Source organism: Pseudarthrobacter phenanthrenivorans Sphe3, from assembly GCF_000189535.1.
GTDB classification, from domain to species: domain Bacteria; phylum Actinomycetota; class Actinomycetes; order Actinomycetales; family Micrococcaceae; genus Arthrobacter; species Arthrobacter phenanthrenivorans.
Genome location: NC_015145.1, coordinates 2,344,165 through 2,367,926 on the forward strand (window position 1 = coordinate 2,344,165; position 23,762 = coordinate 2,367,926).

23 protein-coding genes and 11 pseudogenes are annotated in these 23,762 nt (G+C 64.0%); 14 read left to right on the top strand and 20 right to left on the bottom strand.

The annotated features are described in order from the left end of the window. Positions 1–143 precede the first annotated feature (143 nt). The 3 genes from ASPHE3_RS10820 to ASPHE3_RS21485 are packed head-to-tail and all read left to right on the top strand — an operon-like array spanning position 144 to position 1,584. The gene (locus tag ASPHE3_RS10820) at positions 144–434 is read left to right on the top strand and encodes a transposase (protein ID WP_013599941.1); all 291 of its coding nucleotides are present in this window, start codon (positions 144–146) and stop codon (positions 432–434) included. 5 nt (positions 435–439) lie between these two features. Further along, the gene (locus tag ASPHE3_RS10825; RefSeq protein WP_013599940.1) at positions 440–1,324 is read left to right on the top strand and encodes an IS3 family transposase; all 885 of its coding nucleotides are present in this window, start codon (positions 440–442) and stop codon (positions 1,322–1,324) included. Positions 1,325–1,377: 53 nt separating this feature from the next. Continuing rightward, positions 1,378–1,584, top strand: coding sequence for a hypothetical protein (locus tag ASPHE3_RS21485; RefSeq protein WP_017201940.1), 207 nt, complete (start codon positions 1,378–1,380; stop codon positions 1,582–1,584). A 637-nt stretch (positions 1,585–2,221) separates the two neighbouring features. Here the strand turns inward: ASPHE3_RS21485 and ASPHE3_RS22270 are convergent. After that, a complete protein-coding gene (locus ASPHE3_RS22270) occupies positions 2,222–2,377 on the bottom strand; it encodes a hypothetical protein (RefSeq protein ID WP_167536981.1) in 156 nt (51 codons plus the stop codon). Positions 2,378–2,475: 98 nt separating this feature from the next. On the opposite strand from ASPHE3_RS22270, the gene ASPHE3_RS10830 reads away from it, so the two are divergent. From ASPHE3_RS10830 to ASPHE3_RS10840, 3 genes and pseudogenes are all read left to right on the top strand, one after another. Beyond that, positions 2,476–2,703 carry a DUF2188 domain-containing protein gene (locus tag ASPHE3_RS10830; protein ID WP_013601264.1) on the top strand — a complete coding sequence of 76 codons (228 nt, stop codon included), beginning with the start codon at positions 2,476–2,478 and terminating at the stop codon, positions 2,701–2,703. Positions 2,704–2,705: 2 nt separating this feature from the next. Next, a pseudogene (locus tag ASPHE3_RS22830) lies at positions 2,706–3,002 on the top strand (ATP-dependent DNA ligase); the annotation flags it as partial. A 66-nt stretch (positions 3,003–3,068) separates the two neighbouring features. Further along, positions 3,069–3,966, top strand: a protein-coding gene (locus ASPHE3_RS10840; RefSeq protein WP_409372053.1) for an IS5 family transposase whose coding sequence is annotated in 2 segments (ribosomal slippage) — positions 3,069–3,404 and positions 3,406–3,966 — 897 coding nt in all. Because the reading frame shifts where the segments join, the coding sequence is not laid out codon by codon here. Here the strand turns inward: ASPHE3_RS10840 and ASPHE3_RS10845 are convergent. From ASPHE3_RS10845 to ASPHE3_RS10865, 6 genes are all read right to left on the bottom strand, one after another. Then, positions 3,941–4,435 carry a ribbon-helix-helix domain-containing protein gene (locus ASPHE3_RS10845; protein WP_013601267.1) on the bottom strand — a complete coding sequence of 165 codons (495 nt, stop codon included), beginning with the start codon at positions 4,433–4,435 and terminating at the stop codon, positions 3,941–3,943. The two genes, ASPHE3_RS10840 and ASPHE3_RS10845, sit on opposite strands and share 26 nt — an antisense overlap. Then, complete coding sequence (locus tag ASPHE3_RS10850; RefSeq protein WP_041652101.1) at positions 4,435–4,707, bottom strand: hypothetical protein; 273 nt, start codon at positions 4,705–4,707, stop codon at positions 4,435–4,437. Before ASPHE3_RS10850 ends, ASPHE3_RS10845 begins: the two co-directional genes overlap by 1 nt. A 141-nt stretch (positions 4,708–4,848) precedes the next feature. Continuing rightward, positions 4,849–5,106 (bottom strand): ParB family protein, encoded by a 258-nt coding sequence (locus tag ASPHE3_RS22835; protein ID WP_081459845.1) that lies wholly within the window; start codon positions 5,104–5,106, stop codon positions 4,849–4,851. Continuing rightward, entirely contained in the window at positions 5,087–6,502 is a 1,416-nt protein-coding gene (locus ASPHE3_RS10855) for an MFS transporter (protein WP_013601269.1), read from the bottom strand. The genes ASPHE3_RS22835 and ASPHE3_RS10855 overlap by 20 nt, the downstream gene beginning before the upstream one ends. A gap of 122 nt (positions 6,503–6,624) precedes the next feature. Next, on the bottom strand, positions 6,625–7,656 hold the full coding sequence (locus ASPHE3_RS10860; RefSeq protein ID WP_013601270.1) for a dihydrodipicolinate synthase family protein: 1,032 nt from the start codon (positions 7,654–7,656) through the stop codon (positions 6,625–6,627). Further along, on the bottom strand, positions 7,653–8,816 hold the full coding sequence (locus ASPHE3_RS10865) for a cupin domain-containing protein (protein WP_013601271.1): 1,164 nt from the start codon (positions 8,814–8,816) through the stop codon (positions 7,653–7,655). The genes ASPHE3_RS10860 and ASPHE3_RS10865 overlap by 4 nt, the downstream gene beginning before the upstream one ends. Before the next feature lie 151 nt (positions 8,817–8,967). On the opposite strand from ASPHE3_RS10865, the gene ASPHE3_RS10870 reads away from it, so the two are divergent. Further along, positions 8,968–9,936 carry an integrase gene (locus ASPHE3_RS10870; RefSeq protein WP_254362850.1) on the top strand — a complete coding sequence of 323 codons (969 nt, stop codon included), beginning with the start codon at positions 8,968–8,970 and terminating at the stop codon, positions 9,934–9,936. A 24-nt stretch (positions 9,937–9,960) separates the two neighbouring features. On the opposite strand, the pseudogene ASPHE3_RS10875 reads toward ASPHE3_RS10870, so the two are convergent. Both ASPHE3_RS10875 and ASPHE3_RS10880 read right to left on the bottom strand, forming a co-directional pair. Further along, positions 9,961–10,278: pseudogene (locus ASPHE3_RS10875) on the bottom strand (transposase); the annotation flags it as partial. Position 10,279: 1 nt separating this feature from the next. Beyond that, positions 10,280–10,807 (bottom strand): annotated as a pseudogene (locus ASPHE3_RS10880) (IS30 family transposase); the annotation flags it as partial. A gap of 237 nt (positions 10,808–11,044) precedes the next feature. Between ASPHE3_RS10880 and ASPHE3_RS10885 the strand changes: the two are divergent. Next, a pseudogene (locus tag ASPHE3_RS10885) lies at positions 11,045–12,248 on the top strand (IS110 family RNA-guided transposase). Between the two features lie 14 nt (positions 12,249–12,262). On the opposite strand, the pseudogene ASPHE3_RS10890 reads toward ASPHE3_RS10885, so the two are convergent. Further along, positions 12,263–12,640: pseudogene (locus ASPHE3_RS10890) on the bottom strand (transposase); the annotation flags it as partial. Positions 12,641–12,690: 50 nt separating this feature from the next. Between ASPHE3_RS10890 and ASPHE3_RS10895 the strand changes: the two are divergent. Together ASPHE3_RS10895 and ASPHE3_RS10900 are read left to right on the top strand one after the other, a co-directional pair. After that, entirely contained in the window at positions 12,691–12,981 is a 291-nt protein-coding gene (locus tag ASPHE3_RS10895; protein WP_013599941.1) for a transposase, read from the top strand. 5 nt (positions 12,982–12,986) lie between these two features. After that, positions 12,987–13,871, top strand: a complete 885-nt coding sequence (locus ASPHE3_RS10900; protein ID WP_013601276.1) for an IS3 family transposase — start codon at positions 12,987–12,989, stop codon at positions 13,869–13,871. A 47-nt stretch (positions 13,872–13,918) separates the two neighbouring features. On the opposite strand, the pseudogene ASPHE3_RS22680 reads toward ASPHE3_RS10900, so the two are convergent. Next, positions 13,919–14,410: pseudogene (locus ASPHE3_RS22680) on the bottom strand (transposase); the annotation flags it as partial. A 46-nt stretch (positions 14,411–14,456) separates the two neighbouring features. Further along, positions 14,457–14,735, bottom strand: a pseudogene (locus tag ASPHE3_RS21500) (DDE-type integrase/transposase/recombinase); the annotation flags it as partial. 22 nt (positions 14,736–14,757) lie between these two features. Here ASPHE3_RS21500 and ASPHE3_RS21505 point away from each other — a divergent pair. Continuing rightward, positions 14,758–14,976, top strand: a pseudogene (locus ASPHE3_RS21505) (IS30 family transposase); the annotation flags it as partial. Positions 14,977–15,019: 43 nt separating this feature from the next. Here ASPHE3_RS21505 and ASPHE3_RS10915 read toward each other — a convergent pair. Together ASPHE3_RS10915 and ASPHE3_RS10920 are read right to left on the bottom strand one after the other, a co-directional pair. Then, complete coding sequence (locus tag ASPHE3_RS10915) at positions 15,020–15,904, bottom strand: IS3 family transposase (RefSeq protein WP_013601278.1); 885 nt, start codon at positions 15,902–15,904, stop codon at positions 15,020–15,022. A gap of 5 nt (positions 15,905–15,909) precedes the next feature. Beyond that, positions 15,910–16,200 (bottom strand): transposase, encoded by a 291-nt coding sequence (locus ASPHE3_RS10920; RefSeq protein ID WP_013599941.1) that lies wholly within the window; start codon positions 16,198–16,200, stop codon positions 15,910–15,912. A gap of 160 nt (positions 16,201–16,360) precedes the next feature. On the opposite strand from ASPHE3_RS10920, the pseudogene ASPHE3_RS10925 reads away from it, so the two are divergent. Further along, positions 16,361–16,654, top strand: a pseudogene (locus ASPHE3_RS10925) (integrase core domain-containing protein); the annotation flags it as partial. 976 nt (positions 16,655–17,630) lie between these two features. On the opposite strand, the gene ASPHE3_RS10935 reads toward ASPHE3_RS10925, so the two are convergent. From ASPHE3_RS10935 to ASPHE3_RS10960, 5 genes and pseudogenes are all read right to left on the bottom strand, one after another. Continuing rightward, on the bottom strand, positions 17,631–19,040 hold the full coding sequence (locus ASPHE3_RS10935; RefSeq protein ID WP_013601280.1) for an IS1380 family transposase: 1,410 nt from the start codon (positions 19,038–19,040) through the stop codon (positions 17,631–17,633). 68 nt (positions 19,041–19,108) lie between these two features. Beyond that, positions 19,109–20,469: pseudogene (locus tag ASPHE3_RS10940) on the bottom strand (IS3 family transposase). 312 nt (positions 20,470–20,781) lie between these two features. After that, positions 20,782–21,240, bottom strand: coding sequence for a VOC family protein (locus ASPHE3_RS10950; RefSeq protein ID WP_013601281.1), 459 nt, complete (start codon positions 21,238–21,240; stop codon positions 20,782–20,784). A gap of 86 nt (positions 21,241–21,326) precedes the next feature. Beyond that, positions 21,327–21,644: a luciferase domain-containing protein gene (locus tag ASPHE3_RS10955; protein ID WP_254362852.1), complete on the bottom strand. Its 318-nt coding sequence runs from the start codon at positions 21,642–21,644 to the stop codon at positions 21,327–21,329. A 161-nt stretch (positions 21,645–21,805) separates the two neighbouring features. Then, on the bottom strand, positions 21,806–22,222 hold the full coding sequence (locus ASPHE3_RS10960; protein ID WP_013601283.1) for a DoxX family protein: 417 nt from the start codon (positions 22,220–22,222) through the stop codon (positions 21,806–21,808). Positions 22,223–22,344: 122 nt separating this feature from the next. On the opposite strand from ASPHE3_RS10960, the gene ASPHE3_RS10965 reads away from it, so the two are divergent. Beyond that, positions 22,345–22,704, top strand: a complete 360-nt coding sequence (locus tag ASPHE3_RS10965; RefSeq protein WP_013601284.1) for a winged helix-turn-helix transcriptional regulator — start codon at positions 22,345–22,347, stop codon at positions 22,702–22,704. Between the two features lie 338 nt (positions 22,705–23,042). Here the strand turns inward: ASPHE3_RS10965 and ASPHE3_RS10970 are convergent, their stop codons facing one another. Continuing rightward, positions 23,043–23,564, bottom strand: a complete 522-nt coding sequence (locus tag ASPHE3_RS10970) for a hypothetical protein (protein ID WP_049786062.1) — start codon at positions 23,562–23,564, stop codon at positions 23,043–23,045. Here ASPHE3_RS10970 and ASPHE3_RS22925 point away from each other — a divergent pair. After that, a pseudogene (locus ASPHE3_RS22925) lies at positions 23,512–23,664 on the top strand (DDE-type integrase/transposase/recombinase); the annotation flags it as partial. The gene ASPHE3_RS10970 and the pseudogene ASPHE3_RS22925 overlap by 53 nt on opposite strands. Positions 23,665–23,762 lie beyond the last annotated feature (98 nt).

Consider the following 23,762-nt stretch of genomic DNA (forward strand, 5'->3'; position numbering starts at 1 on the left):
GTCAGGTCTCATCCAGAGCACTGACTGTACCGGAGTCGGCAGCCGCAGACTAGCGGCGCTCCATCTCATGGCACCCCGGCACCAATCAGTGAAGGAGTGAGGTGTACTACTGATGTGAGACACAGTTTGAAAGGATTGTGCTCATGTCTGCTCGACTTACCTATTCCGATGAGTTCAAGGCTGATGCCGTTGAGCTCGTGGTTTCATCTGGGCGTTCACCCGCCTCTGTCGCTCCGGAGCTCGGCATTTCCGTTACCGCGTTGAAACGCTGGGTGCGACTGTCCCGTGAAGGGCAAACGGAGGGCGGCGGCAAACCGGATGATCCGGTGGATCCTGCGAAATACAAGGCTTTGGAGGCACGGCTGCGCGAGCTGGAGAGGGAGAACGATTTCCTGAAAAAAGTTTCGGCGTTCTTCGCCAAAGAACAACGGTAGAGGACTTGTACCGAGTTGTTCAGGAGAAGAACGCCGACTTCCCGGTGGCCTGGATGTGCCGTCAGCTTGATCTCCCACGGGCCACGTATTACCGGTGGCTGGACGCCGCAGAAACCCCGACCGCGCTCCGTCGCCGGGAGCTGACCGATCAGGTGAAGACCGTCTTCGATTCCTCCGACGGGATCTTCGGCCACCGCATGGTCCACACCAAATTGGCCGCCGCCGGCATCGAGGTTTCAGTGGGTACCGTGGCCGGGATTATGGCCGAGAACGGGTGGGTCGCCAAGCGGATGCGCGCCTTCAAGCGCACCACCATCCCCTCAGATCCGGACAAGGTCTTCGCGGACCTCATCGGCCGGGACTTCACAGCAGAAGCACCCGGAACGCGCCTGGTCGGAGACATCACCTACCTGCGCACTGACGAGGGATGGCTCTACCTGGCCACCGTCATCGACCTGTGCACCCGCATGGTCGTCGGCTGGGCTATGGCTGAACACATGCGCGCTTCGCTGGTCACCGGGGCCCTGACGATGGCCAGAGACCGCGGCCATTTGAGTCCCAACGCGATTTTCCACAGTGATCATGGAACGCAGTACACGTCACGCGAAATGGGCGCCTGGTGCGCCGGGAATAACATCCGCCAATCCATGGGCGCCACCGGGGTGTGCTGGGATAATGCCGTGGCGGAATCGCTGTTCTCATCGCTGAAAAACGAGTTTTACCATCACCACAGCTTCACCACCCGCCAGGACGCCAGACTGGCCACTATGCGCTACATCGAAGTGTTCTACAACCGCTGGCGGCCTCACACCAACAACGAAGGCCTGCCGCCGGCGACGGCTATGGCCAACTTCACAACCAGAAACCAACAGCTTCCCGCTGCTGCCTGACCGAAAAGAAACTACGCGACTGTCTCACATCCTTGACACACCTCAGAGTTCCCATGGGAACCGTTCGTCGCTCCGCATCCACCGGTCGTTTCGTCTCCAAGGCCGCTGCGGCCCGCTGGCCCGGAAAGACCACCACCGAACGTGTCGGTTCCGGCACGAGCAACTCGACGACGGTGCACCGTTCCGCGTCGTCGGGCCGGTTTGTCACCGAATCGACTGCCAACCGCAACCCGGGCGGCACGATCAGTCAGCGCGTCTGATCGAACCTGAGGGCCTGCACGTGCGCACGTGCAGGCCCTCGTGTAAGTCGACGGGTCGTAGCGGCTACATCGTGGCCGTCACCGTGTCCCAACGGTACGCAGCCGACCGGGAAGCCAAAGAAAGAAGGAAAGTGATCACACCGCGGCAAGTCAGTGCGAACTGTCGGCGGAGGGCTGCCCAGCCTCGGCACTCGCAGATGAAGGATCTCAACGCGCGACCGTGCCGCCCGGTTCTGAGAGATAGTCAGCCCTCGGCCGGCGTGGCATGATGACGCTCATGACGAAGCCTCCTGCCTTGTGGTTGCAGTGCAAGTGCGGACTCCTGGTCAGAAGTGAGGACGCGACCGTTAAACCGCGCGCGCACCCCACAGCCACTGCTAAAGGCGTGTGTCCGGGTGAGGGATTCACAATCGTCCATGAGCCCGCAGAGCAAGAGAAGCGACGGGGAAACGCTGAGCTTTCCCGTCGCCAAAAGAAACGTGCGTTGATCAAGGGTCCGAATAAGCGCGCATACAAGCAAGGACCGGGCACGAACCCTTGGGACGGAGTTCGCGCGGCCTCCGCCCGCCCCTCGAAGGGTTCGGCCGGCGCACCAACGCTCGGTAAGAACCGTTGATCGATCTGCGCGGGTAAGTAACTACGTGCCGTCTCTGGGTTGCGCCTGCTCGGCCTCGCCGTCCCAGGCAGCGTCTGAGAGGTAGTGCAGATAGGCAGCGAAGGCCTCGCCCCCGGCGTCGGCCGCGCGGATGTTGTGTGAGGCCAGATACTCATCAAAGCTCATCTTCTCGCCCATGATCCTGGCCTACCGCTAGTGATGGTCCTCTGACAAGGGGGTGCTGTCGTCATCTCCATCCGTAGAGGATCGTGGATCATCGATAGATCGGAGACGACATGCCAAACGGAGACGTTGAGACATTTCCACAGGACGGTACCTGGTTCAATCGTGTTACCGGCGAAGCTGCGACCGTAGGCGGCAGCTTCCGAACGAAAGCCGAAGCGGTCGACGCCGGCCGGGATCTCGCCCGAGAGCGCCAGGTCGAGCACATCATCAAGAACGAAGACGGTCAGATCGCAGAGCGTAACTCGTACGGGAACGATCCCCGCAACATTCCCGGCTGAGCATGCCCCTGCCAGCTGAGTTGCGCCCGCCTCTGAGCTTGGCGCTCGCTCGGCCGGTGTCCTCGATACCAAGAGCGGACGGGATGCCTGGCGGATCGCGTTTTGAACCGAAATTTGACGGCTTCAGATTGTCCGTTGTCGTCGACGACGGCGTGACTCTCTGGTCACGGCAGGGCAAGGACCTCACACGGAGCTTTCCCGAACTGGTGGCGGCCGCCGAAACGCAGCTTCCCAACGGCGTCATCCTCGACGGTGAAGCGGTCGTGTGGAGCGAGGGCAGGTTGGATTTCGACGCACTGTTGCGGCGGCTCGGCGCTAGGGCGTGTCTCCTTATCGTTTCAGGGTTGATGGTCGAGGCTGGAGGGATGTCGCGTTCGTCTGTTTTGAGTGATTCGCAGTGGGCTAGGATTCAGCCGTTGTTGCCGTCATCGGCGGGGCGCGCTGGTCGTCCGTTCCGAGACGACCGCCGGGTGGTCGAGGGCATCATCTACCGATACCGGTGCGGGATCGCGTGGCGGGATGTCCCGACAGAGTTCGGACCGTGGCAGACGCTCTGGAAACGTCACCGCCGTTACAGCGGCGATGGTACGTGGGATCGTCTGCTCGACCGATTGCTGGTCGACGCCGACGATGCTGGCGTGCTGGATTGGTCGGTCTCGGTGGACTCCACCATCAACCGAGCGCATCAACACGCGACGAACCTCCCGCGCACCACAGGGGGATCTGTCGAATTACACGAATCTGCGCGTCGAGCCTCCTGACCATGGAATTGGCCGGTCACGCGGTGGTTTGAGCACGAAGGTGCACGCGTTGACCGACGGGAAGGGTCGCCCTCTCGTGGTCATCGTCGCGCCAGGGCAAGGCGGGGACTCGCCGATGTTCGCGCACCTGATGGGGCAACTGCGAGTCGGGCGCACCGGTCCGGGCCGTGCCCGCACACGCCCGGATCGGCTCCGCGGAGACAAGGCGTACTCGTCGCGAGCGATCCGCACCCACCTGCGTGATCGCGGGATCACGGCGGTGATTCCGGAGCCGTCGGACCAGATCGGACACCGGAAACGGCGCGGGACGTCGGGTGGCCGCCCGCCCGCGTTCGATGCCGAGGACTACAAGGGTCGAAACGTGGTCGAGCGCAGCTTCAACGACCAGAAGCAATGGCGCGGTCTCGCGACACGATACGACAAACTCGCCATCACCTATCGCGGTGGGGTCGTCCTCCGCGCCATCACAATCTGGCTCAAGGCATTAGGAGACACGCCCTAGGGCCTCCCTCGATGGTCCCCCCCAGCTCGGCGGTACGGGCCGCAGCGACTGTGGCGGTGTCGAGATATGGGGATGGTTGGGCTGCTACCGGCAGGAGAGCTAAGCGGGCCTGGCTCCTAAGATGCCCGGTGCAGTACTGGTGCAGTGCCTCGCGCACAATCTCGCTGGGTTTGCGGTGTTCAGCTTCGGCCCGCTCCCCCAGCTCGCGCAGTAGTTCCTCCGTCAGCCGGTAGGAGCGCACTGGCGCCGGGGCTGCCTTGCCGCTTAGTGAAGGACGGCCCACGGAGCGTTGCACGGCTTCCGGTGATCCGAGAGCGGCTTCCAGTAGTGCCTGGCCGGCTCCTGGGCCGTTGCTCTTGGTGATCACGGCGCCTTCGGGCAGGGTATCCATGTTCTCGGCCGACTCTGCCAGCCGGTGGTAGCGTTCCTGTTCCTGGCTGGTCAGTGCTGGTTCGTTGGTCCTGGTCATCACTGCCTCTCTTCTGCAATGTCGATGATTTTCCTCCGGGCTTCCATCACATGGAAGATCAGAATGTCTGCCGGCGGGGTGATGATCGCCATGACTTCAAGCATCATCTGGCGGTTTCGTGACGGGTTGATGAACAGGTCCGGGCGTTGACCGCCCTCTATGCGCGGTTCGTCAAACTTTTCGATCCGGTAGAGGAAGTTCTGCATTGCGAACAGTGCATCGCTCTGGTCGATGCCGTGCTTCGCTGCGCTGTCTGTCCATCGAATCGCCACACTTATATTGTACTACAGAATTGGTAATAATGTAATACAGTATCGGTGGTGGGTTCCATGCGTGAAGGTGGGGCCGGAAACCGCACCCCACAGTTCCCGGCCCCGTTATCTTTCTTGTTGTCCCTGCGAAAGGAAATCTATTCAGGCCCGGTGTCTCTCTTCGTTGAGAGTCCGTCTACCCGGACGTAGTGCACCGGCTGGTACCGGCTCCCACATTCTGCCCTGGTTATGTTTGCGCTGCATTCGTTTCACTTCCCGCAGCACCGCGGCTTCAATGAGGTCCGCTATCGAACCATATCCTTCCTGTGAGCCTGCGGTAGTGCCCGGACGCCGGGGCCTCTGCCGGCGCGGTGTATATAGCGACGTCGTGTGACCGAGCTCAGGTGCTGACAACAGCATCGGCCACTTCCGGGGGAATTTGCTGCGGTTCTGCGGCGATCCCGGCACGCCGGGACAGGGCGCGCAGACCGAAGAGTAGACCAATCGAGACGGCGAGCGGAACGGCGAGCACGAGCGAGATCGTGGTGAGGCCAAAGCCCGCGCCAACCAGGGTCCCGCCGAGTGCACCATAGGTCAGGGTACCGAGCCGACCAGCGAATCCTGCCGACCCCATTCCCGTCGCTCGGAACTGTTCCGGGTAGGCCAGTGTAGTGATGGATTGCATGGCAGCCGCACCCGCGGGGAGCGACAATCCGATCGCGAACAGCAGCGCGAAGTAGCCGAAGAAGCCGAAGCCGGTGCCGAAGGCGGCCACGATCAGCAGGCCTATCACGCCCCAGAGGGTGACACCTGCCAGAGCGATGAAGCGATCAAAGCGCTTTAGGATGAACGCGATCGCGAACTGGCCGATCAAGGAGCCCCAGCCGTACCCGGCGACGATCAGTCCGCTCTCGGCCGTCGACAGACCGGGGGAGGGGGCCTGGAGAAGAACCGGCATGTACTGCAGAACCAGCAGGCCCGACCCCTGCACCACGAAGAACACTCCCCAGATCAGCAGGGTCACTCCGAGTAGTGGCCGCGACAGTATCTCGGCGAACAAAGCCTTCGCGCGCGCCTCGCCGGCACCGAGGGTGAGACCCGCACGGGTGAGATCCACACCCGCGATGTCGCGGTCGGGCGCCACGAGAGCGAGGGCCCTTCGGATGCGGGCTTCCGGAATGCCGCGCGAAACAGAGATGATGGCCGGTTCGGGCACGAGCACGATGAAGAACGGCAGGATGATCAGAGGCGTCAGGCCCGCGATCAGCACCATGACCTGCCAACCCAGTGTGGGAATGACAGCCGCAGCCAGGTAAGCGCCGATGATGCTGCCGAGTCCGACACCGGCGAAGGCGATGCTGACCATCTGGGCCCGCCTTGCCGCGGGCACCCAATCGGCGACGATCGTGAGAGCGACCGGCATCACGGCCCCGAGCCCGAAGCACGAGATGATTCTGAAGGCCGCGAAAGAGTAGATGTCGCCTGTCAGTCCGAGCCCGGCAGTGGCAAGGCAGAACAAAACGAAGCCGACCACCGTCACGCCCTTCCGGCCCCAGCGGTCGGCGAGCGGGCCGGAGACCAGTGCTCCGATCGCCATTGCGACGACCCCGCCGGAGACAACGAGGGTGACCGCCGAAATTGGCACGCCCCAGTCGCGGATGACCGGAGGAAAGAGATGGCTGACAATTGTGATGTCCATGCCATCAGCGACCATGACGAAGAACATTATCAGCACGATGATGCGCTGGCGCCGGCCGATGGGCAGCGAGTCTACGAAGGCACGGACGCCCGTCGGAGGTGTGGGGACTGTGTTCATGATGGTGGCGCCTTTCCAATCTAGAAATCACCGGGAAGGTCGTCACTCAGACGGGATCCCCGTTGATCCGTAATGTGAATAATCAGACGACCGCTCTGCCCACAGCTGAGGCAGTCGCGGCTCTACTGCGGGTGGAGCGATTGGGTGATCGGGTGATCGGGTTCGACGAGAGTTGCGACGTACTTCTGGCGAATGCCCGCCCAACGGCGGCCAACCTCCGCGCCCCCTTCGAGGTAGGCGGCTGGGGCGGTGCCGTAGGGATGCCGGCTGGGGCCGGGCACGATGTAACCGGCGGCCTCGAACTCGGCCCGGTCGATCTGGATGCTGTATGGCATGAACTTACTTATGTCGCCGCCCGGGAACAGGGGCTCCATGGCCCACGCGATGTCTTCGTGCACGGTACGGGCGTCGTCCCAGAGTCCCTCCACGATCGCACGGCGGAGCGCCATCACGGGTTCGGGGCCGCAGGCCACGTCACCGCTCCAAGCCGCCGGCACCTCGCCTGGGAAGGCCTCGAGTGAGGGGAGCCAGTTGTCCGCGGTGGGCAACAGAGGAAAGCGGCCTTTTACAGCGGCCAGGTCGTTCGCGTAGGCGTCACTGCCCGACAGTACGCCGAGATGCTTCGATGCCACGATCTGCGGGATCTCCGCCAGCGCCGCGTAGGCGGCGGAGGAGATTTTGCCCTTGAACACTCCAGAGTTGTCGTAGACGACGACGGCGGCAGCCGGAACGGCATCGCACACGGCCGCGTAGTAGGACACCAGCTGCTCGTCGTCGAGAGGCAGCCACATTGGTCGCCCGACGAACAGACCGTCCGCACCGAGCCCCATCAGGGCGAGGCTGCGGGCGATCGTGTCGCGGGTGTTCAGCGTCGAGGCCCCGCAGAAGACGGGGATGCGATTAGCGACCGTACGGATGACCGTGTCGTTGAACGCCAGTAGTTCTTCATAAGTGAGGGTAGCGACTTCGCCGAAGGTGCCATTGGTCAGCAGCACGTCAACACCGGAAGCGACGATGAGCTCGACCATGCGCGCGGTCTCTTCGAGGTCGACGGTGTCGATCGCGTCCGCACGGTCGGCTCCCGGCTTGGAGGGAGTCGGTACGATGCCGACCAGCCCGACGATGTCGGAGGAGCTGACCGTGCGACCTGTCACAGTTCGTCCTGGTCGTAGAACGCGCCGGGACGGTAGATCGGCTTGAGCGAGGGCGAGGGATTCGCGGGCGCAGGGGTCGCGTTGAGGATCGACTCGGGCTCTTCATAGAGCAGTCCGAACGCCTGCAGCGCGGGAATGTCATGCATCGAGAAGAGCTGAACCGGCTCGGTGGCGGAGTCGTTCGTCCACCGGAAGTTCGTCCAGTTCGGGAGCGTGATGACATCACCTGCCGAGAACGTGATCGTCTCGGTGTCAGTCTGCATCGTGCCCGAACCCGAGATGACGTAGGTGATCGCGCTCGATGAACGGCGGTGCGTGCGGCCATCGAACCCGGGGGCGAGACGCTGCACCCAGCAGTCCATGGTCGGCATGGTGGGCCCGCCCGTCACGGGGTTGGCGTAGCGCAGGGCGAGTCCGTCGAACTCATTCCCGGCTGAGAGATCGTAGAGGTCGAGTCGCGCCTTGACTTCGCTCCAGGGATAGCGCACGGGCAGTCTGCTCTCGCGACCGCGTTCCCACGTTGGACGCAGCCAGTGGCTGCGGGTTCCGATGCCTTCGCTGCTCGACGGGCGCACGTTCTGGCTGTCGTCGCCGTAGGGCTCGTAGTAGACTGCACCGAGGGCGAAGAGAAGGCCTATGTCGAGGCCGTCGAGCCAGACAACGTCGGTGTCGCTCGGGTTGTGGTGGTCGTGCCACGAGAATCGCGGGGTGATCAGAAGATCGAAATCTTCCATGGGCAGACGCTCGCCGTCGACGGTCGTGAAAGCCTCCGGATCTCCCTTCGTGATGAATCGCACAGCGCCCATGGTGTGTCGATGCGACCAGCATACTTCGCCCGGCTTCACGAGCTGGAAGCCGGCAGAGATGGTGTGCGTGGTGGCGCTTCCGCGATCGAGGAGACCAGGGTTGACGAAGGTGAGGTGCCGCCTCGCCGTGTCGACGGGCCCGAGTGCAATGGTCGCCTCAGCGAGGGCCTTCTCGACATCGTCCCATGCCCACCGGTAAGGGATGCCTGCGGGGCGAGGCCCGCCAATGGCCCGCATCAGGTGCTCCTCCGCAATCCACTGACCGCGCAAGTACTGCCCTGCTGCCTGCTGGTCGAATACTGCGAGCGCTTCGGCCTGAGTGGCTGCGGGGGTTTCGATATTGACTGAATCCATAGCTGGTCTCCTTCGGCGACTCTAAGTTACTCTGTCCTCAACAGTACGATTCTGCGTGCGAGAAGGCAAGAGTTCGACGAGACTCACGTAAAAGGTCCGGGAACGTGAGCGCGTGCCTCAGATAAGAATGTCCGCGTAGTTCCCTGGGTAGATGAACGGGGAATTGTCGATGTCCGCGCGCCGGGAGATCACGAAGAAGTTCGCGCGCGAGTACGCCAAAGCCGATAGAAGGGGTAAGAGCGAGATACTCGACTCGCTCGTCGCTGCGACCGGGTGGACGCGTGATCACTCGCGTCGCGCGATCCGCGTTGCCCTCCAACGCAAGGGCGCTGCACATGAGCAGCAGCGAAGGCATCGTCCGCGGAAGTTCTCCTATGACGCGCTGGTCGTGCTTCAACACGTCTGGCGGCTGGTCGGACAGCCCTCGGGGAAATATCTCGCCGCGGTCATGGACGATCTGCTGGAACGTCTCGTCCGATTCCGGGAACTCGGGAAAGTCGCCGACCGGGTCACACCTTTGGTGCTGGATGAGTTGCGGCAGATGTCAGCGGCGACGATCGACCGGTATCTGAAGCCTCACAAAGACGCCGCCTATCCCGTCGCACTGTCCGGCACGAAGCCCTCACATATTCTGCGCTCCTCGATCCCGTTACGCACCGCGATGGACGACCCGATCACCAACCCCGGATTCCTGGAGTTAGACACGGTCGCGCACTGCGGTCACACGATGAAGGGCGAGTTCCTCTGGACGTTGAACGCGACCGACCCGGTGATCGGATGGACGATGATGCGGACAGTGAAGAACAAAGCCTTCACGCACGTCCACACCGGTCTGGAATGGATCAACAAGCACGCCCCGATCCCGATCGCGGGAATGGACTTCGATAACGGTGGCGAGTTCCTGAACTGGTCCGTGATCGCCTGGGCCGATAAACGCAAGATCCCGCTCACGCGCACCCGCCCCTACAAGCACAACGACAACGCGCATATCGAACAACGAAACGGCGACTGGGTCCGCAAGCACGCGTTCCGCTACCGCTACGAATCCGCCGCCGAACTCACCCTCCTGAACGAGCTCTGGGACCTCGTCATGGCACGCAAGAACCACCTCCTGCCCTGAACCGTCCCAGGTTCTCGGCCGCTTCTATGCGGGGAGCGGCTCAGGTTTGAGGGCCGCGTAGTAGGCCGCCTCGAACTCGTCGGGGCTGACCATCCCGAGGCTACCGTGCAGCCGGCGGTGGTTGTACCAATCGACCCAGCCAGCGGTCGCGTACTCGACGTCGGCGATCGTCTTGTACGGGCCGTCGTGGAAGATCGTCGTGCGTACGCATTCGGCCTTGTAGATCCCGTTGATCGTCTCCATGAGCGCGTTATCGTATGCGTCGCCGATGGATCCGATCGAGGGGGCGATACCGTCGAGGGCGAGCTTCTCGGTCCACACCAGCGAGGTGTATTGACCAGGTTCAACCGGTCGATGCAACACCGGGTTGTTGGAGCAAGAGTAGCTGCTCACTGAAGGCCTCGGCGGGGGTCTTCCAGTCGAGTGTCTTGCGGGGCCTGGTGTTGAGGGCGTGAGCGACAGCTTCAATCTCCTCGGCGGACCAGTGGGACAGGTCGGTGCCTTTCGGGAAGTACTGGCGTAGTAGGCCGTTGGTGTTCTCGTTGGTGCCGCGCTGCCACGGCGATTGCGGGTCGGCGAAGAAGACCGGGATGCCGGTCTCGACAGTGAACTGGGCATGCGCGGACATCTCCTTGCCACGATCCCACGTCAACGACCTCGCCAGTTGGGCTGGCAGCGTCGACATCGTGCTCGCTAACGCGTTCTTCATCGTGAACGCACCATAGCCAGCCAGCGCCGGACCGTTCTTGGGTGTCTCTTTGTGCCGGTAGCCCTGCTCCCGCGGCAGATGCACCAACATCGTGAACCTGGTCGTTCGGTCGACGACGGTGCCGATCGCTGAGCGCTCCAACCCGATCAGCAGATCACCTTCCTTACGATTTTGTTGTGGGTGATTTCGGAGCTGTCGTAGTGTTTCGATCACCCTCGGGTGGCGGGTATGGCCTAGGTCGCCCTGCCGCTTGGATGGCTCACTGGGAATGGCCGCCCGCTGCCCGCCGATGACTCGACCGCTGATTGAGAATTACGACATTGATCGTTGGGTAAGGACGTGCCGGCGTAGTTATCGACAGGGCCAACCGAAATTGGAGCTGATCGAAGGAGACTGAACATGCCGGCATTCTGGGTAGGAATCGACTCAGGCAAAAGAGCACATCATTGCGTCGTGATCGATCAGACGGGGACCGTGCTGCTCTCGAAACGGGTCGAGAACGACGAAAACGCAGTGCTCGAACTCATAGCCACGATCGCGGAGATCGCGGCCGGGGGCGAAGTCTGCTGGGCCACGGATCTGAATTCCGGCGGAGCGGCCCTGTTGATCGAGTTGTTGGCCGCGCACGCCCAGCAACTGCTCTATATACCTGGACGGATCGTGCATCACGCTGCGGAGACCTACCGCGGAGATGGCAAGACCGACGCGAAAGATGCCAGGATCATCGCTGACCAGGCACGGATGCGCACGGACCTCCAACCAGTCCGCCGCACGGACCAGATCAGCGTTGACCTGCGGCTCCTCACCGCCCGCCGTACGGATCTGATCTGCGACCGTGTCCGGGGCGATCAACAGGCTCCGCGCCACCTTGCTGGAATATTTCCCGGCTCTCGAGCGTGCGTTCGACTACTCCAAACAGGCGCCCCTGGTCCTCCTGGGCGGCTACCAGACACCCGAGGGCATCCGGCGGATCGGACTAGCTCGGCTCACCGGTTGGCTGAGGAAACGCGGCTGCCGCAATAGTGCCAAGATGGCAGAGAAGGCACTGATAGCCGCAAACTCCCAGCACACCGTACTGCCAACTCAGACCACAGGCTCTGCCCTGGTCGTCCGGCTGGCCGGGCAAATCAGCACTCTCGATGCGGAGATCGCCGGCATCGATGCCCAGATCACGGACCTGTTCGGGAAGCACGACAGCGCCGATGTTTTGCTCACCATGCCGGGCTTCGGCCCCGTACTCGCAGCTACTTTTCTCGCGAACATCGGCGGCAACCTGGACGCGTTTGACTCAGTCGACCGGCTCGCCAGCGTCGCGGGGCTGGCTCCCGTCCCGCGCGATTCCGGACGAATCAGCGGGAACCTGCACCGACCACGTCGCTTTAACCGCAGGCTCCTGCGGACCTGTTACCTCGCCGCCCTCTCCAGCTTGAAGAACAGCGCGGCCTCAAGAACCTATTACGACCGGAAGCGCGGAGAAGGAAAGTCGCATAAACAGGCCCTCATCGCCCTCGCCAGACGTCGCATCAACGTCCTCTGGGCGATGCTCCGTGACCACACCATCTACCAGGAACCAATGCCACGCATCACCGCTCAGGCGGCTTGACAGAAACATTGAGATTCCCAATGGCCGGGAACGGCACGGTCCTCGGCTTCTGCGGGGCGTTCGCTGATCAGTGTCTCGGGTGTGACGTGTGCCCAGGTCTTGCGCCGCGACCGTTCCCGCGGTGCCCGCAATGCCCGGCCGGTCCGCAGGCACCAGACCAGCTCGCGCTTGAGCGCCCCGCGGCCCTCGATGTAGAGCGACTGGTAAATGGCCTCGTGGCTGATGCGCATGGACTCATCATCCGGGAAGTCGACCTTCAGCCGGTTGCTGATCTGCTCTGGGCTCCATGCCGAGGACCACCCTCGGTGCTTGCGGTGTGGCTTGTTGATGCCGGTAAACCGTGGGGGCTCCGGCCCACGAATGACCTTCCCGTCAGGGGTCTTGATCTGCCCTGTCTGAGGTGTACTACTGATGTGAGACACAGTTTGAAAGGATTGTGCTCATGTCTGCTCGACTTACCTATTCCGATGAGTTCAAGGCTGATGCCGTTGAGCTCGTGGTTTCATCTGGGCGTTCACCCGCCTCTGTCGCTCCGGAGCTCGGCATTTCCGTTACCGCGTTGAAACGCTGGGTGCGACTGTCCCGTGAAGGGCAAACGGAGGGCGGCGGCAAACCGGATGATCCGGTGGATCCTGCGAAATACAAGGCTTTGGAGGCACGGCTGCGCGAGCTGGAGAGGGAGAACGATTTCCTGAAAAAAGTTTCGGCGTTCTTCGCCAAAGAACAACGGTAGAGGACTTGTACCGAGTTGTTCAGGAGAAGAACGTCGACTTCCCGGTGGCCTGGATGTGCCGTCAGCTTGATCTCCCACGGGCCACGTATTACCGGTGGCTGGACGCCGCAGAAACCCCGACCGCGCTCCGTCGCCGGGAGCTGACCGATCAGGTGAAGACCGTCTTCGATTCCTCCGACGGGATCTTCGGCCACCGCATGGTCCACACCAAATTGGCCGCCGCCGGCATCGAGGTTTCAGTGGGTACCGTGGCCGGGATTATGGCCGAGAACGGGTGGGTCGCCAAGCGGATGCGCGCCTTCAAGCGCACCACCATCCCCTCAGATCCGGACAAGGTCTTCGCGGACCTCATCGGCCGGGACTTCACAGCAGAAGCACCCGGAACGCGCCTGGTCGGAGACATCACCTACCTGCGCACTGACGAGGGATGGCTCTACCTGGCCACCGTCATCGACCTGTGCACCCGCATGGTCGTCGGCTGGGCTATGGCTGAACACATGCGCGCTTCGCTGGTCACCGGGGCCCTGACGATGGCCAGAGACCGCGGCCATTTGAGTCCCAACGCGATTTTCCACAGTGATCATGGAACGCAGTACACGTCACGCGAAATGGGCGCCTGGTGCGCCGGGAATAACATCCGCCAATCCATGGGCGCCACCGGGGTGTGCTGGGATAATGCCGTGGCGGAATCGCTGTTCTCATCGCTGAAAAACGAGTTTTACCATCACCACAGCTTCACCACCCGCCAGGACGCCAGACTGGCCACTATGCGCTACATCGAAGTGTTCTACAACCGCTGGCGGCCTCACACCAACAACGAAGGCCTGCCGCCGGCGACGGCTATGGCCAACTTCACAACCAGAAACCAACAGCTTCCCGCTGCTGCCTGACCGAAAAGAAACTACGCGACTGTCTCACATCCTTGACACACCTCAGTCAGCCGCTCATGAACGTAGGCGTGCAACCGGGCATTGACGACGAGCTTTGCGGCCTTCGGTCGCTTAGCTGCCATGTCCGCCTTCCATTGCGCCACCGACGCTCGGTACTCCGGCTTCCCGCCGCGAGTCGCAGCGTTGCGGCGCAGCTCGCGCGACACCGTTCCGGGGTCACGCCCGACTTCACGGGCGATCTCGCGCACGCCGTTGCCCTGCGCCCGCAGCAACGCGATCTCCTCTCGCTCAGTGAATGACAGGTACCGGCCTGTCGGCTTGAACGTCAGATCGAACGGCGGCATACCGCCAGCATTGCGGAACCACCGCTGACCGACCGCCGGCGCCACGCCGACTACGGCCGCTGCCTCGATGGGCAGTAGCCCCTTGGCGATCTCGACCCAGAACGCAGCCTCGACGTGACGCTGGAACTTCGGGTGACCGGGCGACCTCAGCTTGGGGCGCACCGCCCGATCCGCTGCTTGTTGACGACGAGCCATTCAACACCTCCAGATCGAGGTGTTGCGACGACCGGTTGAATCCGCCTTGACTGCCCGCATCGCTGTGACAGCGCAGATCGGCGTGATGCGTGCCTCGACTCCACCGGGCCATCTCGATCGCGTCGAGCACCATCTCGGTGCGCATGTGTGACGCGCACCTCCAGCCGACGATCATCCTGCTGAACACGTCGACGATGAAACAGACGTAAGCAACGCCAGCCCACGTCGGAACGAACGTCAGGTCGGTGACCCAGAGGCGGTTCGGGGCCGTCGCGGTGAACTCCCGGTTGACCAGATCCGGGTGCCTCGCGGTGGCCGGGTCGGGAGTCTCCAACAAACTCAGGGCGCTTCAACGTTCGCTGACCTGGGATCGCGGGAAGGAGATGTCAGCGCACGCGCTTCTCACGCGGGAGATCGGGTTGCCAGTTTACTTCGCCGACGCGAAGAGCCCCTGGCAACGCGGCAGCAACGAACACCTCAACGGGCTGCTCAGGCAGTTTTTTCCAAAGGGCACCGATATCTCTCGCTGGACCTCCCGCGAACTCCAAGCCGTCGCCGACACGATGAGGTGTGTCAAGGATGTGAGACAGTCGCGTAGTTTCTTTTCGGTCAGGCAGCAGCGGGAAGCTGTTGGTTTCTGGTTGTGAAGTTGGCCATAGCCGTCGCCGGCGGCAGGCCTTCGTTGTTGGTGTGAGGCCGCCAGCGGTTGTAGAACACTTCGATGTAGCGCATAGTGGCCAGTCTGGCGTCCTGGCGGGTGGTGAAGCTGTGGTGATGGTAAAACTCGTTTTTCAGCGATGAGAACAGCGATTCCGCCACGGCATTATCCCAGCACACCCCGGTGGCGCCCATGGATTGGCGGATGTTATTCCCGGCGCACCAGGCGCCCATTTCGCGTGACGTGTACTGCGTTCCATGATCACTGTGGAAAATCGCGTTGGGACTCAAATGGCCGCGGTCTCTGGCCATCGTCAGGGCCCCGGTGACCAGCGAAGCGCGCATGTGTTCAGCCATAGCCCAGCCGACGACCATGCGGGTGCACAGGTCGATGACGGTGGCCAGGTAGAGCCATCCCTCGTCAGTGCGCAGGTAGGTGATGTCTCCGACCAGGCGCGTTCCGGGTGCTTCTGCTGTGAAGTCCCGGCCGATGAGGTCCGCGAAGACCTTGTCCGGATCTGAGGGGATGGTGGTGCGCTTGAAGGCGCGCATCCGCTTGGCGACCCACCCGTTCTCGGCCATAATCCCGGCCACGGTACCCACTGAAACCTCGATGCCGGCGGCGGCCAATTTGGTGTGGACCATGCGGTGGCCGAAGATCCCGTCGGAGGAATCGAAGACGGTCTTCACCTGATCGGTCAGCTCCCGGCGACGGAGCGCGGTCGGGGTTTCTGCGGCGTCCAGCCACCGGTAATACGTGGCCCGTGGGAGACCAAGCTGACGGCACATCCAGGCCACCGGGAAGTCGACGTTCTTCTCCTGAACAACTCGGTACAAGTCCTCTACCGTTGTTCTTTGGCGAAGAACGCCGAAACTTTTTTCAGGAAATCGTTCTCCCTCTCCAGCTCGCGCAGCCGTGCCTCCAAAGCCTTGTATTTCGCAGGATCCACCGGATCATCCGGTTTGCCGCCGCCCTCCGTTTGCCCTTCACGGGACAGTCGCACCCAGCGTTTCAACGCGGTAACGGAAATGCCGAGCTCCGGAGCGACAGAGGCGGGTGAACGCCCAGATGAAACCACGAGCTCAACGGCATCAGCCTTGAACTCATCGGAATAGGTAAGTCGAGCAGACATGAGCACAATCCTTTCAAACTGTGTCTCACATCAGTAGTACACCTCACGATGAACAACCGGTCGCGCGGAATCCTGGGCTGGCGCACTCCTGCGGAAGCCTTCGCCGATCAGCTACGCTCATCGCGAGAAACAACTGTTGCTTCGACCGGTTGAATACGGCCAGTTTCGTTCACGGCGCTTCGTCCACGAACTCAGCGCCGCTGGACTCACCGGATCGATGGGACGGTTCGGGGCAGCAGGCGACAACGCCGCTATGGAGTCCTTCTTCGCACTACTCCAGAAGAACCTCCTGAACCAGCACCGATGGGCAACTCGCCAGCAGCTCCGCCTGGCGATCGTGTCCTGGATCGAGGCGACCTATCACCGACGCAGGAGACAGCGAGCGTTGGGCCGTTTGACTCCGATCGAATTCGAGACCATCATGCTGACCACACCGGCCGCACTCGCGGTCTAACCCGAGGAGTCACCAAGACCTTCAGCAGTCCCTTCGGGCATGCTGGCGCTGGCGGTGCACTCGGGTTCGGTGACGCCAAACACGCGGTCGGGTTCGCCTACGTACAGAATCAGCTTTCCGGATCGCTGGTGGGAGAGCCGCGAACCGCTGGCCTTATTGCAGGCCTACGCGCGTTACTTGACCGCTGACATGAGCCTCGATCCGCCGATCCGCTCGGGGTGAGCGGCTGAACTCGATTTGAGTCGCTTCTTCGCGGGGCGCAGACGTGACCATCGTCGGGCCTCGCTGCCCGCAGTGTTCCACTTGCTTCTGGTTGCGCCGATGCTGGCTGGGTGGTCAGACGGTGGCTGCTCGCGGGGGTCCGCAGTTCGCGTCGCCGTTGAGTCGCCAAGTGCGTGGTGATCTCCAACCGACCACGAGCCTGTTCCGAAGGTCCGCCATGCGCTTCGAAACGGCGAGGTCGAAGGTGCGGAGTATGCCGTCATTCGAGATCTCGCCACGGTTCTCCACCGCCGACCAGAGCCGGGCTCGGTCGCTCAGTCGCCGCCTTCGGGGACGAAGACAACCCAGATTGGCGGCGGGAATCTCCCCGTGGGTTCGACGATGCTATTCGCATCATCCGCGTGGAATGGGACTCCCATCAGAACAAGTAGGAGACTTGCGGCACAAGGATAAACTTTGGCACTGTTCTCGAAACCCTAGGCTTACGAGACGTCTCATCTGCCTGAGTGTTGAGGGCTTCGGACATTGACATAGTTCGCGAGTTTCCCAGGCTCGGCGATTCTCGCAACTATGTCTCGCAAGTGATTGACTAGATACGAGTACTCACCCTTAGCCTCGATCCACCGATGAGCCTTCGGCGGGTGGCGTCGGCGTGATGGGCGCGGCGTGATCGGCTGCGGGCAGGGGTGAGTTCCGGGCGTCTCATCCCGGTTGTCCACTTCGTTCTCGGTCGTGCCGCTGGTGGCGGCGGTGGTCAGCTGGCCGCGGCCGGTGGTGGTGGTGCGTGCGTCGCGGTGAAGAGTCGGTCGAACGCGGTCTGCCAGGGCCAGGCGTCCGGCAGGTGCAGGATGATGCGGCGCGCCGTCCGTGCCAGTCGTGCCGGCACTGAGATGAGGGTGCGGCGAATCGTCGCGGTCGTTGCCCGGGCGAGCCGCCCGCCTCGGTCGGCGATGAGTCCAGCGGCGCGAGTGAGGTTGAATGCGATCACGGCGAGGACGAGCCATGCGCTGTTCGCGGTGAACACTCCCGAGGGCAGGTGAGCGAGCGGGCCCGCCTTCAGGTCGGCGTGAACTTGCTCGATGATCGCGTGCCCGCGGTGGGTCTTGTCCGCCGCGACGGTTCCCATTGTCTGCTTGTCGGTGGTGGTGAAGAACGCGTGGTGCCGGTAGCTGTCGAACAAGGTCGGCTGCTCGACCTGCTTGGGGTTCAGGTCTGGGATCCGTCGGACCACCAGTCGTCCTTCAACCCGTTCGGCGATCTTCCGGGAACGGAACGCGACGAAGGGCACCTCGGCGACCTCGGCCTTCGAGATCCACCGGCCCGTGACCTCGTCACGGATCGCGTTCGGGTACTCGATCGTCTCCCACCCGTCCTCGGGGATCGTCGCGATCGCCGTCTTCACCGCGGGGTCCATCCGAACGGTGACGGACACGTCCGCGCCGGCCTTGATCGCGGTGCCGATGGTGGCGTGGCCGTAGAACGCGGAGTCCGCCCGCAGCAACGGCCGAACACTGCTGCCCAGGTCCATGCGGCGAAGCGTGGCGAGGGTGTCGGCGACGATCCTGGCCGCGCCTTTCGGGGAACCGCTCTTCCCCTGCCGCAACCGCTGGGCGAGGATCACCGGCGCTGAGGTCGTCGTCGACGCTGTCGCGACGAGGGCGTTGAGGCCGCGGACGCCGGAGTACCCGAACGACGCTCCCTGCTTCTGGTACCCGTGGACCTCGATGATCGTGTCGTCCACGTCGACCATCACCCGCTCACCGTCCCGGATCTGCAGCAGCGGCGCGGCCGATGCGAGGTTCACCAGCGTCCGTGAGGCGACGGCATCGAGCTGGCGGACGTGCCCGAACCGGAACTCCCGCAGGAACGAGCCCAGCGTCGACGGTGCATACGTCCGATCGAACAACCGGCCCATCCCGCCATGACGCAGCAGATTCATGTCGTCGATCGAGTCCGCGCCAGCGAGCATCCCCGCGACCAGCGCCATCACCTTGCCGCCGGCGTTCGCACCCTTGTCCGTCGGGACGCTCAATCGCGACTGCGCGAGCTCATCAAGCCCCGCAGAACGGGCAAGACGGAGCATCGGGACCAGCCCCGCGACCGACACGAGATTCGGATCATCGAACACAGCCGACACGGCAACGGGAGCATGCTTGAATTGCACCTACGAGATGCCTCTCAGACTCGGGAAATAGGACCCGGAAGGTGTCAAGCCGGTTGAGACACGTCTCGTCAAGCGGTCTGTATCAGGGCCTCCTGCGAGGGCTGGTTGATCCACGCGACGGCGGGCAGCTTCGGTGGCTGTGGTCGGCGGTTCCCGAAGCGCTCGGGGTGGGCGGTGTAGGCCGCGTTCAGGGTCTGCTGCCGTTGGGCGCGGACCTCGGTCGCGGTGCCGAAGTGCACTGACGCCGGGGTGTGCAACCCGATCCCGGAGTGGCGGTGCTCATGGTTGTAGTAGCTGAAGAACCTCTCGCCGAACGCGCGGGCGTCGGCCAGCGAGCCAAACCGCTCGGGGAAGACCGGGGCGTACTTCAGCGTCTTGAACGCGGCCTCGCTGTAGGGGTTGTCGTTCGAGACGTGCGGACGGGAGTGCGAGCGTGCGACGCCAAGGTCGACCATCAACTGGGCAACCGGTTTGGAGGTCATCGAGGTGCCCCGATCGGCGTGGATCGCCTCGGGGATGCCGTGCACTCCCATCGCCTGCTCGAGCATCGTTTTGGCGATCTGGCTGTCTTCACAGGCGGCGATCGTCCAGGCCACGACGAAGCGGGAGAAGATGTCGAGCACAACGTAGAGGTCGTAATAGACCCCGCGCTCTGGGCCACGGAGCTTGGTGATGTCCCAGGACCAGACCTGCCCCGGCTTGGTGGCCACCAACTCGGGCTTGGTCCTCGCCGGGTGCGTGGCCTGGGCACGGCGCTCACCTGCAGCGCCGTGGGCGCGCAGGATCCGGTGCATCGTCGCCATCGAGCACAGGTAGGTGCCCTCGTCCAGCAGCGTCGCCCACGCCTGGGCCACCGACTTGTCAACGAACCGGTCACTGGTCAAAACACCGAGGACCTGGGCGCGTTCGTCGTCGCTGAGCGCGTTCGGCGGCGCCGGCCGCGGCCCCGGCTGCCGGGCCGGCTTGGGCGCCTTGGCCCGGTAGTGACTGCCGCGGGGTCGGCCCAGCAGGTCGCAGGCGGTCTTGACGTTGGTGTGCGAGGCGAGCTCCTCGACCAGCGGGTTAATCACCGCGGCGACCGCCTCGGCGGCTCCGCGCTCTCGGAGAGCGTCTCCAAGAGCGCGTGTGCTTTTCCCACCAGGTCCAACGCTGCGCGGGTCCGGGCCAGCTCGGCCTCGGCCTTCTCCGCCCTGGCCCGCAGTTGCTCGATCTCGCGGTCGCGCCGGTCCCTGGTGGCCGGGGCCAGCCCGGAGCGGGCGCCGGCATCGGCGGCCTTGCGCCACTCAATGATGTGCGAGGAGTACAGGCCCTCACGGCGCAGGATCGCACCACGCTCACCACGATCTGCTGCCTCGTACTCGGCCAGCAGGTTCGCCTTGTACTCCGCGGTGAAGGTGCGGCGCTTGGGCCGGTCAGCTCGAGGTCCCATACCCCCATCATCGACGCAGGAATCAGCCAGGGTCATCGTCATCGGCAGCAACTCGCTTCTCGCCCCGTGCAAGGGAAGGAACTCAGCAGATGTGTCTCACCTCAGCCTGACGCACAGGGTCACGCGGGACAGCACTGGCAAGCAGCCGCGTACAACGAGGGGAAGGGCCGGCGGGGCGGTGACCTCCGCAGCGACTCAGGGCTGACCCAGCAAACGTGGCGGCCCGGTCGCAGGCTGGGTGACGTGCTTGGCACGATTGTGTGCTCGTGCCCAACCGCTGCCGCCCACGCCGCTCCAGGCATCCAGAGAAGGTCAGAGACGTAGCGGACGGATGGGGGCGAAGACCAACGACGGGTCGGCGAGCCACTCCTCGGTCGCCATCACGTCGACGTAGAGCTCGATCTCGTGCCCATCGGGGTCGGCGATGTAGAGCGAGTGGGTGACCGTGTGGTCGCTGGCCCCCTGGATCTGCACCCCGTGCTCGGTCAGGTGACGCACGACCTCGCGTAGGTCGTCGTCGTTGTCGCCGACCTTGAGGCCGAAGTGGTACAGGCCCACACGGTGCCCCGGGGGCATCGGGGCCGCGGCCGAGCCCACCTCGATGAGCAGCAGCTCGTGGTGGGTGCGTCCGGAGGAGAACGCCGCCGCGGGGACCGGCAGGGGGACCTCCCCGCGGATCTCGTTCCACCCGAGCACGTCTCGGTAGAACCGCCGTGAGCGCTCCACGTCGCGGACGTAGAGCACCAGGTGGCCGAGCTCGTGGATGCGCATGATGGGTGACTCCGATCCTTGTTCGACTGGTCCGGACCCGAGTGGCCCGGATGCCGGTCACGTCGGCGCTCTGTCAGTACGGCTGGTCAGGCCGGGGGGTTGGTGGCGTACTCGAAGGCGGCGGTCACGATCTGGGAGACCAGCTCGGCCTCCTCCTCGTCGCGGGGTGCGTAGATCATCACCGCGCCTGAGGTGATCAGGCCGCGGCGGGCGATCGGGTGTTGCTCTGCCCAGCCTGTCTCGATTACGCGGGAGGCGACGTCGGGCGGCAGCACCAGGTGCAGTGAGTGGTCCGGGGCGGGGTGCAGGTGAGCGAACTCGGTGCCGATCATGAAGGCCTCGGGCGGGCCCTGCGCGGCGTCTTCCGGCAGGGTCAGGGCGCGCGCTCCCGGGACCGAGATCATGCTGGGGCGCCAGACCACGTCCGGCAGCTGGGCGAGCCGCTCCTCCAAGAGGCGGCGCGGCCGATCGTCGTCCGGTTGTTGATCGAGCTGAGTGTGCGGATTGCTCGGCGTGGTGCGCGGCCTGGCGCCGCCGCGGGCGGGCAGGTCGACCAGCAAGCCGGTCACAGCGTGAACACCGGGCCGAGCACGAGCAGGCCGAGCTCGTCGCCCGCGGAGGCGAAGAACGCGAACAGGGCGAGCGCGGCACCCGCGAGGGACAGGTCCTTGAGGAACTGGGTCTGCTCGTTGGCCTTGCTCGCCGGGTCGGTCTCGCGCCAGAAGCCGTGCATCAGCACCGCCGTCGGCACCAGGAAGGCGACCAGCAGCAGGGCACCGAGGTCGGGCCAGACCCCGACGGCCACCATGAGGCCGCCCAGGATGCTCACCGCACCAGAGAAGGGCACCATCAACCCGGCGGCCGGCACACCCTTGCTGGCCACGTAGCCGGTCATCATCTCCCGCTGGCTGAAGTGGCCCATCCCGGCGCCCAGGAACAGTAGCGCGAAAAGGATCCGGCCGATGAGGACCAGAACGTCCATGAGAGCTCCTCGTATGCGAAGTAGTCACTTACTCTTTGTAAGTGACTCTAGGAGTATCATTCCGGGAACGGCGTTGGCAAGAGTCAAGGTCCGGCGACTCGTCGGCCGCGGAGGTTGTCTGCATGGACGAGACACAGGGCTACTGTTCGGTCTTCCACCGCGCGGTCGAGCTGATCGGGCGGCGCTGGAACGGCCCGATCATCCGCGCACTCCTCGACGGAGCCGACCGCTTCGGCGAGATCCGCTCAAGAATCCCCGGGCTCACCGATCGGCTCCTCGCCCAGCGGCTCCGCGAGCTCGAGCGCGAGGGCGTGGTGGAACGCGCCTCCTCCGCCACCACCGTGCACTACACGCTGACGACCAAGGGCCACTCCCTGGCGCCGGTGATCGAGTCCATAGCCCAATGGGCTGCGGCGTGGGAACCTCCAGGATCGACCAGCTCGGCGCAGGGCCGCAGCGCCGCGGACTCGCGACGCCGGTAAGCAGACCGACCACGAACGCTGTCGCGCCGAGCTCCGCGAGAAGTGGATCCGCTGGCGGGACTCCTCCTCCACCACTCGAGCCACCGGCTCTGGAATCTCCTTGATGTTTCGGGGGGAGCCGCCTGACCTGCATAAAACGCGGTGTAGGGCGCCACGTCCCCCCGCCATTCGACGGTTCGGGGGGACGGATGCGGGGACGCTGAGCCGCCACGCTGCGGCCCGTGACCAAAGTCAGCAGCGCCAGAGCGTCCGAATCGTGCGCGCCGCGGTTGCTTATCCGTGGCGTGAGGATGTCGCGACAACTCTCGACCCGCGCCGCGCGGTACGTAAAGACACGGTCATGGCCGGGTGCCAGGCTGGTCTTCGTTCCTCAGGTCGGGGTGCTCGACGGTCTTCAGGTAGCGGGTGGCGCCTTCGACGCTGAGCCCGAAGAGGTCATAGATGCGGCGTACGTCGCCGCCGCTGGCGTGGATCTCGTGAAGGATGCGGTCCTCCCGCAGGGCCCGCGGGCGGAGGCGGCTGTCTCGCCAGGGAAAGGACGGGCCGCTGGGGACGAGGCGCGGCGCGGTGCGTCGGTTGATGATCAGGTGTGGGTTCGCGGTGGCCGGCCAGGTTCGGTTGCGGTGGTCGAGCCAGGCGCTGAGCCGGCTCCTGACGGGGGCGGCGAGCGGAATGTCGCGGCCGTCGAGGTGGAGGCGGCCGTCGACGATGTCGGTCAGCTGCAGCTCGCGGACCTGCTTGCCGGTCAGTCCGTGGAAGGCCACCAGAGCGACGGCGAGCGCGACGGCCGGGTTCGGCGAGTCCAGTACCCGTGGCGGACGGGAGGCGATCTGGCGCGAGGACGAGGCCGAGCGGGTCATCTTCCACACCGACCGCGGCTCGACCTACACCGCGAACGCGTTCACCAAGCTCTGCCGCCAGCAGGGCATCCGGCAGTCGATGGGCCGAGTCGGGTCGTCCCTCTTAACCGGCTAAACGAGGCATCTTCCCAGGTCAGCGACACGCCGGGCGACTGCGGTTGACGGCTCCGATGGGGTCATCGGGGCTACACCTGTCCT